General features: G+C 35.5%; 13 protein-coding genes. 7 read left to right on the forward strand and 6 right to left on the reverse strand.

The window, feature by feature from the left end; genetic code table 11:
- The first annotated feature begins 71 nt into the window (after nt 1–71).
- Both MNY27_RS01660 and MNY27_RS01665 read left to right on the forward strand, forming a co-directional pair.
- Nucleotides 72–698: a class I SAM-dependent methyltransferase gene (locus tag MNY27_RS01660; protein WP_346391789.1), complete on the forward strand. Its 627-nt coding sequence runs from the start codon at nt 72–74 to the stop codon at nt 696–698.
- A gap of 75 nt (nt 699–773) precedes the next feature.
- On the forward strand, nt 774–908 hold the full coding sequence (locus tag MNY27_RS01665) for a hypothetical protein (RefSeq protein ID WP_281346806.1): 135 nt from the start codon (nt 774–776) through the stop codon (nt 906–908).
- 41 nt (nt 909–949) lie between these two features.
- Here the strand turns inward: MNY27_RS01665 and MNY27_RS01670 are convergent, their stop codons facing one another.
- On the reverse strand, nt 950–1,726 hold the full coding sequence (locus tag MNY27_RS01670; RefSeq protein ID WP_346391790.1) for an enoyl-ACP reductase: 777 nt from the start codon (nt 1,724–1,726) through the stop codon (nt 950–952).
- A gap of 1 nt (nt 1,727) precedes the next feature.
- Nucleotides 1,728–2,621, reverse strand: a complete 894-nt coding sequence (gene dapA, locus MNY27_RS01675) for a 4-hydroxy-tetrahydrodipicolinate synthase (RefSeq protein ID WP_346391791.1) — start codon at nt 2,619–2,621, stop codon at nt 1,728–1,730.
- A gap of 168 nt (nt 2,622–2,789) precedes the next feature.
- Between dapA and MNY27_RS01680 the strand changes: the two genes are divergently transcribed.
- Genes MNY27_RS01680 through MNY27_RS01695 form a run of 4 tightly spaced genes read left to right on the forward strand, consistent with a single transcriptional unit; the run spans nt 2,790 to nt 8,834 of the window.
- Nucleotides 2,790–4,676, forward strand: a complete 1,887-nt coding sequence (locus tag MNY27_RS01680; RefSeq protein WP_346391792.1) for a hypothetical protein — start codon at nt 2,790–2,792, stop codon at nt 4,674–4,676.
- Nucleotides 4,673–6,535, forward strand: a complete 1,863-nt coding sequence (locus MNY27_RS01685; RefSeq protein ID WP_346391793.1) for a hypothetical protein — start codon at nt 4,673–4,675, stop codon at nt 6,533–6,535. Before MNY27_RS01680 ends, MNY27_RS01685 begins: the two co-directional genes overlap by 4 nt.
- Complete coding sequence (locus tag MNY27_RS01690) at nt 6,532–6,942, forward strand: hypothetical protein (protein ID WP_346391794.1); 411 nt, start codon at nt 6,532–6,534, stop codon at nt 6,940–6,942. The genes MNY27_RS01685 and MNY27_RS01690 overlap by 4 nt, the downstream gene beginning before the upstream one ends.
- A gap of 11 nt (nt 6,943–6,953) precedes the next feature.
- Nucleotides 6,954–8,834 carry an EAL domain-containing protein gene (locus MNY27_RS01695; RefSeq protein WP_188109503.1) on the forward strand — a complete coding sequence of 627 codons (1,881 nt, stop codon included), beginning with the start codon at nt 6,954–6,956 and terminating at the stop codon, nt 8,832–8,834.
- A gap of 1 nt (nt 8,835) precedes the next feature.
- Here the strand turns inward: MNY27_RS01695 and MNY27_RS01700 are convergent, their stop codons facing one another.
- The 4 genes from MNY27_RS01700 to MNY27_RS01715 all read right to left on the reverse strand — a co-directional run bounded on the left by MNY27_RS01700 (nt 8,836) and on the right by MNY27_RS01715 (nt 14,167).
- Nucleotides 8,836–10,086 (reverse strand): pitrilysin family protein, encoded by a 1,251-nt coding sequence (locus MNY27_RS01700; RefSeq protein WP_152184785.1) that lies wholly within the window; start codon nt 10,084–10,086, stop codon nt 8,836–8,838.
- 107 nt (nt 10,087–10,193) lie between these two features.
- Nucleotides 10,194–11,255 (reverse strand): quinone-dependent dihydroorotate dehydrogenase, encoded by a 1,062-nt coding sequence (locus MNY27_RS01705; protein WP_152184769.1) that lies wholly within the window; start codon nt 11,253–11,255, stop codon nt 10,194–10,196.
- Nucleotides 11,256–11,291: 36 nt separating this feature from the next.
- Nucleotides 11,292–13,295: an EAL domain-containing protein gene (locus MNY27_RS01710; RefSeq protein ID WP_152184770.1), complete on the reverse strand. Its 2,004-nt coding sequence runs from the start codon at nt 13,293–13,295 to the stop codon at nt 11,292–11,294.
- Nucleotides 13,292–14,167, reverse strand: coding sequence for an ABC transporter substrate-binding protein (locus MNY27_RS01715; RefSeq protein ID WP_152184771.1), 876 nt, complete (start codon nt 14,165–14,167; stop codon nt 13,292–13,294). The genes MNY27_RS01710 and MNY27_RS01715 overlap by 4 nt, the downstream gene beginning before the upstream one ends.
- Nucleotides 14,168–14,279: 112 nt before the next feature.
- On the opposite strand from MNY27_RS01715, the gene MNY27_RS01720 reads away from it, so the two are divergent.
- Nucleotides 14,280–14,840: a DJ-1 family glyoxalase III gene (locus MNY27_RS01720; protein WP_152184772.1), complete on the forward strand. Its 561-nt coding sequence runs from the start codon at nt 14,280–14,282 to the stop codon at nt 14,838–14,840.

Consider the following 14,840-nt stretch of genomic DNA (forward strand, 5'->3'; position numbering starts at 1 on the left):
TCCTTAAAAATTATAATAATAGGATTTTATCTTTTTATTGCTTATCAATGGTTGATACGATAAGATTAGGCATGAAAGAAAGATGTCCCTTATGTGATACACTAAGTCAAAAATTTTATGAAGATATGCAGAGATATTGTAGATGTCCGGAGTGCAGGGCTGTTTTTGTAGTGCAAGAGGATTTACCAAAGCAGGATGAAGAGGTAGAACGTTATGAGCTGCATGACAGTGATACGGAAGATAGAGGATATAGAAAATTTGTTTCACCTATTACAGAGAGTATCACTAAAGATTTTCAAGCTTTTCATAAAGGATTGGACTTTGGAGCAGGAACATCGGCTATCATCTCTGCAGTTTTACGTGAGAAGGGTTATGATATTCAAAACTATGATCCCTATTTTCATAACTATCCTGAACTTTTAGAGACGCAATACGACTACATCTCCTCATGTGAGGTCATAGAACATTTTTACAATCCTGCAAAAGAGTTTGGGCATCTGCGTGAGATGCTGCGTGAGGGTGGTAAGCTCTATCTGATGACAGATATTTATGATGAGAGAGATTTTGGCTCTTGGTACTATAAAAATGATCCCACACATGTCTTTTTATACACAAAAGAGACATTTTCTTGGATTCAAGAGCAGTATGGCTTTAAAGAACTTTTTATAGAGAAACGATTAATAGTTTTGACATTATAAAGATTTATGATTTGATTCATATTAACTTATAAGTTATATAATTGTAAAAGAAAAATAGAAATAAAGGAGCTCGTTATGAAACATGCGTACCTAACAAAAGAGTCTGTTCGTGATGCTTTAATACATCATGCAATTACAAAAAAAGAGGCTGAAAAATTAGAGAAGTGCCTTGAGTGTCAAGAGAAAATCTATGAAGCTACACATAGCTAACAAAGTCTTGGAGTGTCAGTCAGACACTCTACAAGCCTATTTTATTGGAATGTTGTTCCACCATCTACTACGATAGTCTGTCCTGTTAGCCAAGAAGAATCATTTGAACATAAGAACTTACAAGCACCTGTTAAATCCTTAGCTTCACCCATACGGCTTAGTGGAGAACGTGCTACAACTTCAGCTTTTACCTCTTCATAGTTTGGAAAAGCTTTGAGTGCATCTGTATCGATTGGTCCACCGCTTACGGCATTAACACGGATTCCTTTATCCCCAAGTTCTGCTGCTGCGTAGCGTACCATTGTCTCAACTGCCGCTTTGTTTGCACCATGACCTGCATAGTTGGGAGTATATACAAGATTACCTGTTGAACTCATAGAAATGATACTACCGCCACCAACTTTCTCTATTCTTTTTGCAGCTTCTTGAGCACCGACAACAAAAGCATCTACTGTCGCAGTCCAGATATTGTCAAGTCCTCGAGGTTTAAGGCGCATAAATGGACCAAAACCACCAACAACGGCACGACCTGAGATGATTGCATTGGAGATAAAGAAGTCTAATCTGTCAAAATCTGCGTCAAACTCTTTAAATACATCTTTATAAGTGTTTGGCTCTAGAATGTTCAGTTTGTATGCACGGCTTTTTACACCAAACTTGCTCTCAACATCTGCAATGATTTCATTCGCAGTATCTGCGCTTGAAGCGTATGTAAATGCAACATCTGCTCCAGAGGCTGCAAAAGCATAAACAATAGCTTTACCAATACCACGTGTACCACCACTGATAAAAAGAGTTTTTCCTTTAAAGTCTGCCATTCTATAGTCCTTTTATGTCGTAATTTTTCATTACTTCTTCGATTTTTTTCATATTTTCGCTGCTTGGTGCAAGAAGCGGAAGTCTGTACTCCAGAGTATCAAGCAGACCTGCGATGTACATGGCTGCTTTTACAGGGATAGGGTTTGCTTCACAGAACATCACTTTGTTTAAAGGGTAAAGTTTGTCATTGATAGCTTTTGCACCTTTGAAGTCACCAGAGAAAGCTTTATTTACTAACTCTGATTTGAGATCTGGCATTAGATTTGATGTCACAGAAGTGATACCCGCTCCACCATTTGCCAGAATTGGATAATCAATCGCATCATCACCAGAGAATACTTTTAAATCCGGTCTGCGTGAGAGAAGTTCTACTGTACGCTCTAAGCTCCCTGTTGCCTCTTTCACACCATAGATGTTAGTTACATCATCAAAGAGTCTTATTGTTGTATCTGCAGAGATATCGACTCCTGTACGTCCCGGAACATTATAAAGCATAAACGGAAGTTCACTTACAGCTTCTGCGATTGCTTTATAGTGCTGATAGAGTCCCTCTTGAGATGGCTTGTTATAGTAAGGTGATACAGAAAAGATAGCATCAACACCACAGCTTTGTGCATGTTTGGCAATCTCGATAGCTTCATGTGTTGCATTGCTTCCTGCACCGGCAAGAACCTTAGTGCCAGTTCCTTTACAAACTTCCACAGCAATCTCTATACAGCGTTTGTGCTCATCATGTGTGAGTGTAGCACTCTCACCTGTTGTACCTACAGGACAGACTGCATCCATGCCATTTTTGATCTGTCTGCGAATGAGCTCAGCATATTTTGCTTCATCAAGTTTTCCATTTTTAAATGGAGTAATAAGTGCGGTTGAAGAACCTGTTACGATATTCATAAAACATTACCCTTTAAATTGATAGCCGAATTATAGCTAAAAAGTTTTAAAACTTATATTTGTTTTATATCAAAACAGTTTAATTATAAAATATTTGAATTTGTGATGATGAATTAATGTTGATTTAAGTCGAAAATGAGGATAATAAAATCTATATGAGGATGGTATATGAAACTTTTGCTTTTTTCTATCTTGTTAGTTGCAAGTGTTAGTTATGCAAATGACTTAGATGCTTTACTGCAAGATTATCAAAAAGAGTCGGATTTTTCGAAAAAGACGAAAGATGAGAGTGCAGGAAATCTGATCATCTATACAAGAGATGACATGGAACGTATGCAGGTTGAAACACTCAAAGATATTCTCAAATCACTCAGAGCATTTATCTACGCAGAAAACAGAGTTGCCCAACCGGATATTTTAAATCAAGACCCTATTATCTATTACTCCAAGGGTGTGCGTGTCTACTTGAACGAACATGAACTTTTAACACCGCTCACAGGAAGTGGCTTTATCATCTTTGGTGATATGAATATGGATTTTATCGATCATGTAGAGATATATGAGGGTTTTCCTACTTTTGAGTTTAGTGTTGAGCCTGCGACAATAGTCATTCGTCTTTATACTAAAAATGCGGAACATGATGAGGGAGGACGTTTGAAACTCTCTGCGGGAAGCTATGCATCAAATAAAGAGAACGTATACTATGCAGGAAGTGATGAGAGTCTCTCTTTCTTTTTATATGCAAATCATTCTGAAAATAATCGTGATACAAAAGAGATAAATGCAGAACAATTAAAAAGAGATAAAAATACAAATGAGTTTTATGGTTCACTTACAAATGGGCATCATTCGATAGAACTACATGCACTTAACTCCAAGGGAGATGCGTTTTTGGGATCATTGATCGGTAATGTTCCAAAAAACACGCAAAAAGAAGCTACTTTCTTGAATATCTCGACAAATTCAAAATTTATGCAAGACTCTTTGGTGCTAAATCTCTCCTATATGAAGCAAAAAGATGAGTTCTCATCACTCTATGATCCTACAGCTCCGGTTTTTGTTCCACCAGCTACATTGGTAAATAGCTATGCACAGAGTATTGATGAAGAGGCATTTACAGCTAATTTGAAAAAAGAGTTCATTTATAAAAACAATGATATGTCTGTTGGGATTCAGTATAGGTATAAATATTTTGACTTAACAGATGTCAAGTTCAATGGTATCGATAGCAATATTACACAGGCATATAAAAAAGAGAATGTTTACTCTGTATTTATTCAAGATTTAATCACACTCTCAGAAAGAAATATGTTGACACTCTCCTTGATGCATCAAATATATCAAAGAAAAGGGGATGTGCACAAGTCACATACGACACAGCTCCGTATCGGATATATCTATTCAGATAAGCAATGGGTTGCCAAGACATTTCTTTCCTCTCAAGAGTTTGCATCTGAACCATATATGACAATATCACCTTATTATGGTAATCCAGAGTTACAGTCTGAATCATATAAGTCTATCTTTGAGGAGATAAGTTATACAACACAACAGACACTTACAAAACTCGTTTTAGGCTATGGGAAAAATTACGATGTACCTATACTTTTCAGTGATGGAAGCGGTGGGGTTATTATGCAAAACTCTTCAATAGATATTGATGGATATTCAGCATCCCTGGAGTTTACATATTACTTTAGAAGAGATGACAAGCTTGAACTTCAGGCAAATTATACACAGATAGAATCACCATATGGAAACAGTGCAGGTAAATATATAAATTATGTAGTGCGAATGTTAAATAATGTCGGTAAATTCAATATATTCAATGAGTTTATCATTAACAGTGGATATGAAGGAGTTGATGCAGGTTATGATTATACCGCAGGTATCCGCTATGAAGCGACGAAAGATCTGCACTTCAATCTCAAGGGTGAAAATATCTTCAACAGTGCCTTAAAGCAGAGTTTTTATATTAAACTTTTGCCCCAAGAGACGGAAGATTTTTCAATAGTGGATCAGAAAGTTACACTCAGTATGGAGTACCTGTTTTGAGTAGAATAGTTGTAATACTAATGATGATAAGCAGCGTAATACTATTTGCAGATGATCTTGATGTACTCCTAGACAAATACCAATCAGAATCAGAACTTTCAAAAAAAACAAAAGATGAAAATGGAGGTCATCTCATTATCTTTACCAGAGATGATCTTGAGCGTATGCAGGTCGAGACGCTCAAAGATGTCCTGAAATCTATTCGATTTTTCAGGTATTTGGAAAATCGAATAGGTGAACCGGACTTGCTGAATATTGATCCTGTGCTGTATAGCTCAAAATCTGTAAGAGTCTATCTGAATGATAATGAATTGGTTTTACCGATAACAGGCAGTGGCTTTTTAATGTTTGGTAATATTGATATGGACTTCATTGATCATGTTGAGGTATATGAGGGATTTCCATCGTTTGATTTTGGAATTGAACCTGCAACGATAGTTGTCAGACTCTATAGTAAGGTCGCAAGTAGAGATAGTGGAACACGTATTAAGTTTTTAGGTGCGTCACATACGTCAAATAAAGAAAATATCTATACAGCAGGGCAGAGTGATGAACTTTCATTTTTTGCTTATGCAAATCATTCGCAAAACAAACAAGAGAAATATAGTGTCGAAGGCAATACAATTGCAAGAGATATAACTATGAAACATTTTTATGGTTCACTCTCTAAAGCAAACTATAAAATTGAATTAAATGCTTTGCGTATGGAACATGACGGATTTTTGGGTTTGTTACCTGTTGAAGTTCCAAAGAGTACAAATATGCAGAGGGATTTTGTAAATGCTTCTTTTGCTTCTAAGTTTCAAGATGAATCACTTACACTGAATATCTCTTATATTTATGCCGATGGGGAATATGAAGCAAATTATTCTACACCTGTTTATGGTCTTTTCTCAACAATGCAGCAGGAGTATGACTCTGATATACTCACAGCAATTTTACAAAAAAAGATAAAGCTAGATGTTCACACGCTTAGTATAGGATTGCAGTACAGATATAAATTATTTAAGTTTGATGAGGTTAAATATGATGGTGTTCCATCAACACAGCAGCAAAAATATGACCATGAAAATATTTACTCGCTTTTTGTAGAAGACTCTATACTGTTAAATACAAACAGTCTCTTGGGAATCTCTCTGATGCAACAGTACTATGAAAGAAACAAAGCTATGAAGAATGAGTCTGTTACACAGTGGAGACTCTCCTATATATACTCAACAAAGAGCTTTGTCTCAAAAACATTTGTAGCAAGACAAGAGTTTATACCTGAGCCTTTTATGACAGCAGAGGCACACTTCGGAAATCCTGAACTAAATTCTGAAAAATATCTTGCTATCACGCAGGAATTCAGTTATAGCAAGGAGAATACACTTTCCAAATTTATTTTTGGGTATTCCAAGACAAAGGGTTTTTTAGTGTCTGACAGTTCTGGAGTAGTACAAAATTCATCGAAAGACTTAAAAGCACATTATGCTGCTGTAGGGTTTAGCTATTTCTTTCGAAAAAAGGATAAGTTGGAGCTACAGGTTGACTATACACATCTTGATGTCCCTGGGAGTAGAGATATTTTAAATCATTATAATTATCTTGCAAGAGTTATAAATACGTATGGAAAATTTGACATTTTTAATGAAATTATCATCAATAGTGGATTTGAAAATTTAGATACAGGCTATGATTATTCTGCTGGTGTGAAATACAGAGCAACACCTAATTTGCATTTTGGACTCAAAGGGGAAAATATTTTCAATCAAGGTTTGAGTCGAAAATATTATTATGACCTTCCTACTTCAAATGCACAGTTTGAAGTACCTGTAGTCGAGCAAAAATTTATGATAAGTATGGAGTATCTGTTTTGAGAGCTTTACTTTTCATCCTCATTTGTATTGGGACTGTTTTTGCAAACGATGTTGCCTTAGAGTCTGCCATATTTAACAAAGTCATTATAGCTGTTACAACAAAAGAGTATCCGGAAGTTTATATTTATAAAGAAAATAAGGCATTAGAACAATTTCCGGGTAAATTAAAGATTGTCAATAGTTGCAAAGAGGCGGATATTGTCATCATTACAACACTGAAAAACCTACCAGAAGCATGTAAAGAGAAGATACTTTTTGGGACAAGGTATTCTCATTTGCGTGATAACAGGGTTGTTGGAGCATTTTTTTGGCAAAAAGGACGACCAAACATTCTCTTTTATAAAAGAAGACTTGAGAGATACAATATAAAACTTGATGCAAGTTTTGACAAGTATATTGAAAAATGATGAGTAATAAGATGAAAATAAGTAGAAGTTTTATTATATTAGCTTTTGTCATTCCCCTTGTTACCATTGCATCTATGGTGATTTATTTTGAGTTTATAGAGGCTAAAGAGAGTGTATTTAAAATAATAAAAGAGCATCTTATCATGCAAAAAGTATCGTTGTTTCAAAAATATGTTGAGAGTATGGAAAAGAATTATGGAGATAATCTTGCGGAACTTATCATAGATAATCCCAATATCGCTTATGAGCTTGAAAGTGATCTGGCACTGCTACAAGGGGATGATGTAAAGTACCTTTATATGCTTTATAGAGATGAAGACGGTAAATACAGATATCTTTTAGATGCAACAAAAGATGAGAATGAAAGAGCCTTTTTAAATCAGAAATTTGATACAGAATCAGATATTTGGCAAACAGCTTATAAAACGAAACAGTATCAGGTTACCCAGCAAAATGCCTTAGAAACTCTGTGGGTTACTATCGCCTATCCAATAGTTATCAATCAAAAAGTAATAGCAGTCTTAGGAGCTGATTTTACCTATGATGTTTACACGCAAATCGTGAATATTTTAAACCCTATCGAAACCATCTTCTTTTATATCAGTTTTTTTATGTTTATAATGCTGCTTTTGGCATATATATTGGTTTATCTCTATTATAAAACAAGAAAAAAAGCTTTGGTTGATTCGCTGACACATGTTTATAACCGACAATATCTTTCAGAGTTTTTAGAAACAACTTCACTGCAAAACTATTATTTGATGATGATAGATTTGGATAATTTCAAGCTTGTGAATGATAATTATGGACATGATGTTGGTGATGATGTTTTAGTAGCTGTGGTCAAAGAGATAAAATCAAATATCCGACATGAAGATATACTCATCCGCTTTGGTGGAGAAGAGTTTATCTTACTTGTGGATAAAAAAGAGTCCAAAGAGTCTATTCGTGTTGCAGAACGCATACGAAAAGCGATAATGAATCTTGATATTGAGAGTCGTAACAATAAAATCAATATGACACTCTCCATCGGTGTAAATCCTTTTCCATACAGTGCGAAAAATATAGAAGAGGCGATCAAGATTGCTGATGAACAGCTCTATATAGCAAAATCTTCAGGACGTAATCGGGTCGAGATATTTGATGAAGCGAAAAAATATGAGAGTGAAGCATCCAATCGTATCAGTGATATTCGATTTGCCATAGATGAGGGTGGGATAAAGTGCGCATTTCAGCCCATCTTTCATGCAAAAACAAATGAAATAAGAAAATATGAGATGCTTCTACGTATGATGAACAAAGAGGGTAAAATCATTCCACCAAATAATTTTCTTCCTTCTATTCGTCATACACAGGTTTATATCTCTTTGACAGCCATTGTGTTGGAAAAAGGAGTGCAGACGCTGCAGAAGAGACCTGATGTACATCTCTCAATCAACCTTGATATTCAAGATATTTTAAATGAGGATATTTTAGAGTTGTTACGTTTGACTTTCAAAGGAAACAAAGAGCTTGCAAAACGTGTGACCATCGAGATTTTAGAGCATGAAGAGATTACAAACTTTGAGATAATTTCTCAAAGTATTTCCAAGTTAAAAGAGTTGGGGCTTTTAATTGCTTTGGATGATTTTGGAAGCGGTTATGCCAATTTTAGATATATGATAAATCTTGATATTGATATCTTGAAAATTGACGGCAGTATCATAAAAAATGTCGATAAAGACAAAACAGCATATAACATCATAAAAGCAATAGTTTCGTTTGGAAAAAGTATGAATATGAAGATAGTAGCCGAGCATATTGAGACGAAAGAGGAGTATGAAACAGTTATTGCTCTTGGTGTGGATTATCTGCAGGGCTACTATTTGGGTCGCCCTGAATTTGAAATATAGTTTACTTTTTAAGAATTACTGTTGTAGCAGTTGTAAAATCAAAATACTTCAGTGCTGCTTTTTGTACTTTTTTTGCAGTAACTTTGTTGACTCTCTCTTCATACTCCTGAAGTGGTGTTATGTCACCTCTGACAAGATAGCTTCCATAAAGGTTAGCAACAGAGCTTGAACTCTCTAAAGAGTGGATAAAGTCGGATTTTGTATTGATTTTTACTTTTGCAAGCTCCTCTTTTGTTACCGGTTCATTTTTAATCAGCTCTATTTGTTTGATAAGCTCTTTTTCTACCTTCTCAGCTTTTACATCAGGATTACAGGTTGCCAAAAAGATAAAAAGTCCCGGATCGATATTTTCCATATTATAAGCATAAACAGAGTTTACCAGATGCTTTTTATCAACAAGCTCTTTATAGAGTCGTGAACTTTTTCCAGAGTAAAGAATTTCAGAGATAACGCTCAGTGTTACCTGATCTTTATGCTGGAAGTTTGGAATGTGAAAAGTAATGGCAATCATTTCAACTTCACTCTCTTTGTGGATGATTACTCTTTTGGGACCATCTTGTTTTGGCTCTATGAACTTGACTTCAGGAATTTCTCCAAAGTTTTTAATAGCACCAAAAGCAGCTTCGGCCTCACGGAAGACCTCTTTTGGATCTATATCACCTGTTACCATCAAGATGGCATTTTGCGGCTGATAATAAGTTTTATGGAAGTTTCTGATATCATCAATTGTCCATGTTTTTATATCATTGATAAAACCGATAGGTGTCCAGTGGTACGGATGATAGATATAGGCATTGTTAAAGAGTCTAAAGTAGAGATATCCTAAAGGGTTGTTATCCGTTCTCCAGCGTCTCTCTTCCATAACAACATTACGTTCGGGCTGAAACTCTTCATCTTTGAGGTTTAAATTTTGCATTAACTCTGCAAAAAGTTTTACTGATTTTTTAAAGTTTGGTGTTGAAGATTTGATAAAGTAGTGTGTATAATCAAAACTTGTCGAGGCATTATTGACACCACCGACACTTTTTACTTCCTTGTCAAACTCTCCGGCTTTGAGGTTTTTGGTACTTTTAAAGTTCATATGCTCAAGCATATGTGCGATTCCTGTTTTGCCCATAACCTCGTTACGACTTCCGACCTTATAAAATATATCGGTAGAGACAACATTTGTCTCATTATGTAGAGGAATCACTACAATCTCTAGTCCATTTTTTAGGGTCTTTGTTTCATACTGTGGTAATGGTGAAGGCATTTTATGTTTCTCACTCTTTTGTATTTTATTTTGCTTGGTTGCTTTATAGTTGATAAATGATGATGCAAATATCAAAGAAGAGCCAAGCAGCAGTGTTGTTAGAATTTTCATTGTTTTCTATCTGCTCCGATAGCCTCTGTGATGTTGCTATAGCCATCAGCGCGTAAAAGCTCAATAAGCTCACGGTTGATGTTCATAATCATATCTGGACCATGAAAGACGATGCCGCTTAAAATCTGTACCAGTGAAGCACCAGCTTTTATACGTTTATATGCTTCCTTGGCTGAGTCAATACCACCGACAGAGATAAGTATAGTCTTACCATAGAGCTCTTTTGCAACTGCTTCAAAGATCTTAAAACTCTTCTCTTTTAAAACTGCACCACTGATACCGCCAATCTCTTTTGGATGTTTTACCAATGAGTAATCAATAGTGGTATTTGTCGCGATAATGCCATCAGCTCCTTTTTCAACTGCCAGAGTAGTAAGGGCAACAGCATCTTCAGAGGTCATATCAGGTGCGATTTTGAGAAGAATAGGCATATCTGTGAGTGCTTTGGCCTCAGCAAAAAGTTTTGTGATGAACTCTTCATTTTGCAGGTCACGAAGCCCCGGAGTATTTGGTGATGAGATATTGATAACGAAGTAATCTCCTAAACCATTGAAGGCTTTAATGAGGTGTGTATAGTCATTTATGGCCTCTGTTTCAGGTGTGACTTTGTTTTTTCCAATGTTAATACCGATCGGTGTTGTAAAAGGGTATCGTTTTTTTAGACGCTTAACCACTTTGTAGGCACCGTCGTTGTTGAATCCCATCGCATTTTGAATACTCTCTTGCTTAACATGGCGAAACATACGTGGTTTTGGATTTCCGGCTTGGGGTTTTGGAGTAACGGTACCTATCTCTGTAAAACCAAATCCAAGGATTTCAATACCACGAATCATTGTCGCATTTTTATCGAATCCAGCTCCAAGACCTATCGGATTGTAAAATTTACGTCCAAAAAGTTCCTGCGTGAGGATATCATCTGTTACAAAATGGGATTCTAAAAATGGATTGAATGGGATTTGACAAATATTTGGCAGACGCAATACGCACTCTGCAACATGGTGTGCATTTTCAGGCTGTAGTTTAAATAAAAGCGGTTTTATAGACTCATAGTTTATCATTAGACAATCACTTTAAAAAATTTAAAGAGATTATACTCAAATTTCAGTAATAATAGAGTTATGTACTCTAAAAAGTGTTTCAAATTCTTGAACAGGCAGTGGTTTTGAACAGTAGTAGCCTTGATACTGCTCACATTTCATCTTTTTGAGATATTCAAGCTGTTCTCTGTTCTCAACACCTTCTGCTACAACTTCCAGCCCTAATTCATCGGCAATAGTTACAATCATATTGACAAAGGATTGGTCTTGTTTGTTTTCTAAATCATCAATAAAACTTTTATCGATTTTCAGTGTATCGAAAGGAATTTGTTTGAGATAAGATAGTGACGAGTAACCTGTACCAAAATCATCAAGTGAGAGGCTAAGGCCAAGTGTTTTGAACTGATGAATGACTTTGAGTTTTGCATCAAAGTCACTCATAAGTACTGACTCGGTCAGTTCAATATCAAGTTTTGAAGGGTCAATGTTCTTTATGGCATTTTCTATGATTTTGAAGAGGTTTTTATTTTTAAACTGTACTCCGGAGACATTGATAGAGAGTTTTATATCTTGCAGCGGTGTATTTTCCCAAAGTTTGAGTTGTTTTGCAGCCTCTTCAATGATCCAGTTTCCAAGCGGAATGATAAAGTTGTTCTCCTCTGCAATATGAATGAATTTATCAGGCGAAATCAATCCGTGAATAGGGTCAATAAGACGGATTAAAGCCTCACAAGCGACAATTTGATTTGTTTGGATATCTACTTTTGGTTGATAAAAGAGTTTGAAATTGCCTTCTTCAAGTGCATTTATCATCAATCTTTGGATATTCATCTTCTCTTGAATCTCATCATTAAGGGTTTCTGTAAAAAAATGAAAGTTGTTTTTTCCAAGCTCTTTGGATTTATACATTGCAATATCAGCATTTTTCAAGAGCTCTGTAACATTTTTTCCATCTTTTGGATAGATTGTGATACCGATACTGCAGGTGATATGGTATTTGTAATTATCAAAGACAACCGGCATTGACAGTGAATGTTGGATTCTTTTAATAACTTCCAAAATAGATTTATTATCTGTAATGTCCGGTAAAACAATGACAAACTCATCACCACCGATTCTTGATACTATATCATTGTCTCTTACAGAAGACAGGAGGACTTTTGAGATATGTTGCAGGACTTTGTCTCCAAATTCATGACCTCGTGAATCATTGATATTTTTGAAGTTGTCCAGATCCAAAAATAACAGAGCAAATTTCGCATGTGAGCGTTGACTTCTAGAAATGAGCCAATTGATCTTTTCTATAAGACTCAAACGGTTATATAAACCACTCAGTGGATCTTTTGTAGAGAGATTAAAAAGTTCTTCTTGCTCTTTTTTAAGACGTCTGAAGGTGAGTTCCAGTGAATAACGAATACTCTCTAGCTCTTGGATAAGAAACTGCCTTGGAGTTTTCTCTGAATAGTAGGCAAATTGACGTAACTCTTCTAATGGAGCGATAATAAATTTTCGAATCGTAAACCACAGAAGAAGAATGAAGATGATAGTGTAGCTGATAAAGAGCCCCAGATATTTAATGATTTTATCTTTAAGCAGAGAGTCTAGATAATCTTTGTCCAGATAAACAATAGAACTGTAATAGTAAGGCTTCAGCCCATCGAAGAGTTTTATTGAAAAGGTATAGCATTGCTGCTCAAAAATATCTGAACTAATGATTTTTGAAATAGCACTGCAGTGTACTCCTTCATGTTCTAATAGCGTATCTCTGTCTGTTGCATAAAGCAGTTTTCTTTGGTTGTCAATAATGTGAATATCATTGATTACCGTATTGGAATTAACTATATTGTCGAGATAGGCTTTTAGTTGGTTGATACTGTTTTTTTGCAGATTTTTATCTAAGAAATATTTGATGTTTAAAATATTGACCTGAATATTCTCTTCAAGTAGTCTTTCTGTAACCTCTTTTGAATCATCAAAAAATTTATAAAAAAGATAACTGCCTCCCGTAAAAAGCAGGAGCATAACAATAGCTGTAAAAAGTTTTATCGATATAGTTTTCATTTGATTAATTGCTTTTCATCATAATCCATAGGTTTTATACGTTTTAGCAGCTTTTTAGAGGGATTGTTAATCCACTCGATAAGTTTAAACGAATTAACATACTCATCATAGCTGATATTTCCAAGATAGCCTTTTGTAATTTCATAGGAGAGTTGTTTATTGGCCTCTATTTCATGGATGGAACGATCGATGATTTGTTTGAGTTCTTGCAATCTTCTTTGATATATGTCTATTGTTGCCTGATTACTGCAGAGTGAATCGATAACGACAATCGTCTCCATATCTTTTGTTGAGGCAATCTCTTTGAAGCCTTTTTTTTCAAGGGAAAGATTATAAGGTACATAGGTAACTATCAATATGTTTTTATCTTTTTGGGGTTTTAAATCTTCTATTTGGGCCTGGTCTTTGTTTATGTACTTTATTTTATTTTGATCTATTTTGTAGTGTTGTAAAAAGTCTTCCAAGATTTCTGCATTGATAGAATCTATCTCTAAATAGGCATAGATTTGCTTTGCATTGACAAGTTCATCAATAGTTCTGTTTGATAAAATCATATCACCGCCATTAGAGCGATCAAGTAGAATTATAGGAACAATGGCGTGACCTGAATTTTTCAACATATGGTATTCATGTAGTGTTGTCGTCACAAGATCTGCCTTGCCGACACTATAGATATCTACGGCTTCTGCCAAAGAAACATTTGTAATAAGCTTGATGTTGAGTGCATCAAGATAACCTTTCTCCTTTGCATAGAACAGAGGAGCATATCCTATCCATGAGTTGGTCGCGATGCGTAACTCTTCTTTTTTCTTTTGAGTACAGGAAGAGAGAAATAAAAGAGAAATTAATGCAAATAATAAAATTTTTTTCATAAAAATACTCCAAGTTCGTTAAATGCTATCAGATACTCCTTTAAATATAGATTAAAAGAGAAGTGATAAAATAGTTCATATTGTTTTATATCGCAGATAATAAGGAGAGGTTATGAATAGAGTATTAGTGCCATTGGCAGCAGGTTTTGAGGAGATTGAAGCAGTAAGTATCATCGATGTACTACGTCGTGCAGAGATAGAAGTCCTCGTTGCAGCACTCAACAGTAATATGTTGGTCAAAGGAACAAACGGTATAACGATTCAGGCAGATACAGAGGTAAAGGATGTTAGTGTTGATACCATAGATATGATAGTACTTCCTGGTGGTTGGGGTGGAACCTATGCGCTTGCAGATGATAAGCATGTACAAAGTATCTTGCGTGAGATGGATGCAAAAGGCAAGCAGATAGGTGCTATCTGTGCAGCACCGTTCGCACTCAACAAAGCGGGTGTTTTAAAAGAGAACTATACCTGCTATCCGTCAGTAGAAGAACAGATAAGAGAAGAGGGGTATCAAGGTGATAAAGCTATGGTTGTAGAAGATGCGAATGTTATGACCTCACGTGGACCTGCAACTGCTCTTTGTTTTGCTTTGGAAATCGTAAAAAAACTTGAAGGCCATGAAAAGTATCAGGCTCTAAGAGAAGGACTGTTGGCAACATATTGCCAGTAG

It is taken from the genome of Sulfurimonas sp. NWX79, assembly GCF_039667035.1.
GTDB classification, from domain to species: domain Bacteria; phylum Campylobacterota; class Campylobacteria; order Campylobacterales; family Sulfurimonadaceae; genus Sulfurimonas; species Sulfurimonas indica.

Excerpts from the sequence above, each read along its gene's own strand:
- MNY27_RS01705 (WP_152184769.1), bottom strand. The coding sequence starts at position 11,255 with ATGATAAACTATGAGTCTATAAAACCGCTTTTATTTAAACTACAGCCT.
- MNY27_RS01695 (WP_188109503.1), top strand. The coding sequence starts at position 6,954 with ATGAAAATAAGTAGAAGTTTTATTATATTAGCTTTTGTCATTCCCCTT.
- MNY27_RS01715 (WP_152184771.1), bottom strand. The coding sequence starts at position 14,167 with ATGAAAAAAATTTTATTATTTGCATTAATTTCTCTTTTATTTCTCTCT.
- MNY27_RS01670 (WP_346391790.1), bottom strand. The coding sequence starts at position 1,726 with ATGGCAGACTTTAAAGGAAAAACTCTTTTTATCAGTGGTGGTACACGT.
- MNY27_RS01720 (WP_152184772.1), top strand. The coding sequence starts at position 14,280 with ATGAATAGAGTATTAGTGCCATTGGCAGCAGGTTTTGAGGAGATTGAA.
- MNY27_RS01660 (WP_346391789.1), top strand. The coding sequence starts at position 72 with ATGAAAGAAAGATGTCCCTTATGTGATACACTAAGTCAAAAATTTTAT.
- MNY27_RS01680 (WP_346391792.1), top strand. The coding sequence starts at position 2,790 with ATGAAACTTTTGCTTTTTTCTATCTTGTTAGTTGCAAGTGTTAGTTAT.
- MNY27_RS01700 (WP_152184785.1), bottom strand. The coding sequence starts at position 10,086 with ATGCCTTCACCATTACCACAGTATGAAACAAAGACCCTAAAAAATGGA.
- dapA (WP_346391791.1), bottom strand. The coding sequence starts at position 2,621 with ATGAATATCGTAACAGGTTCTTCAACCGCACTTATTACTCCATTTAAA.
- MNY27_RS01665 (WP_281346806.1), top strand. The coding sequence starts at position 774 with ATGAAACATGCGTACCTAACAAAAGAGTCTGTTCGTGATGCTTTAATA.
- MNY27_RS01710 (WP_152184770.1), bottom strand. The coding sequence starts at position 13,295 with ATGAAAACTATATCGATAAAACTTTTTACAGCTATTGTTATGCTCCTG.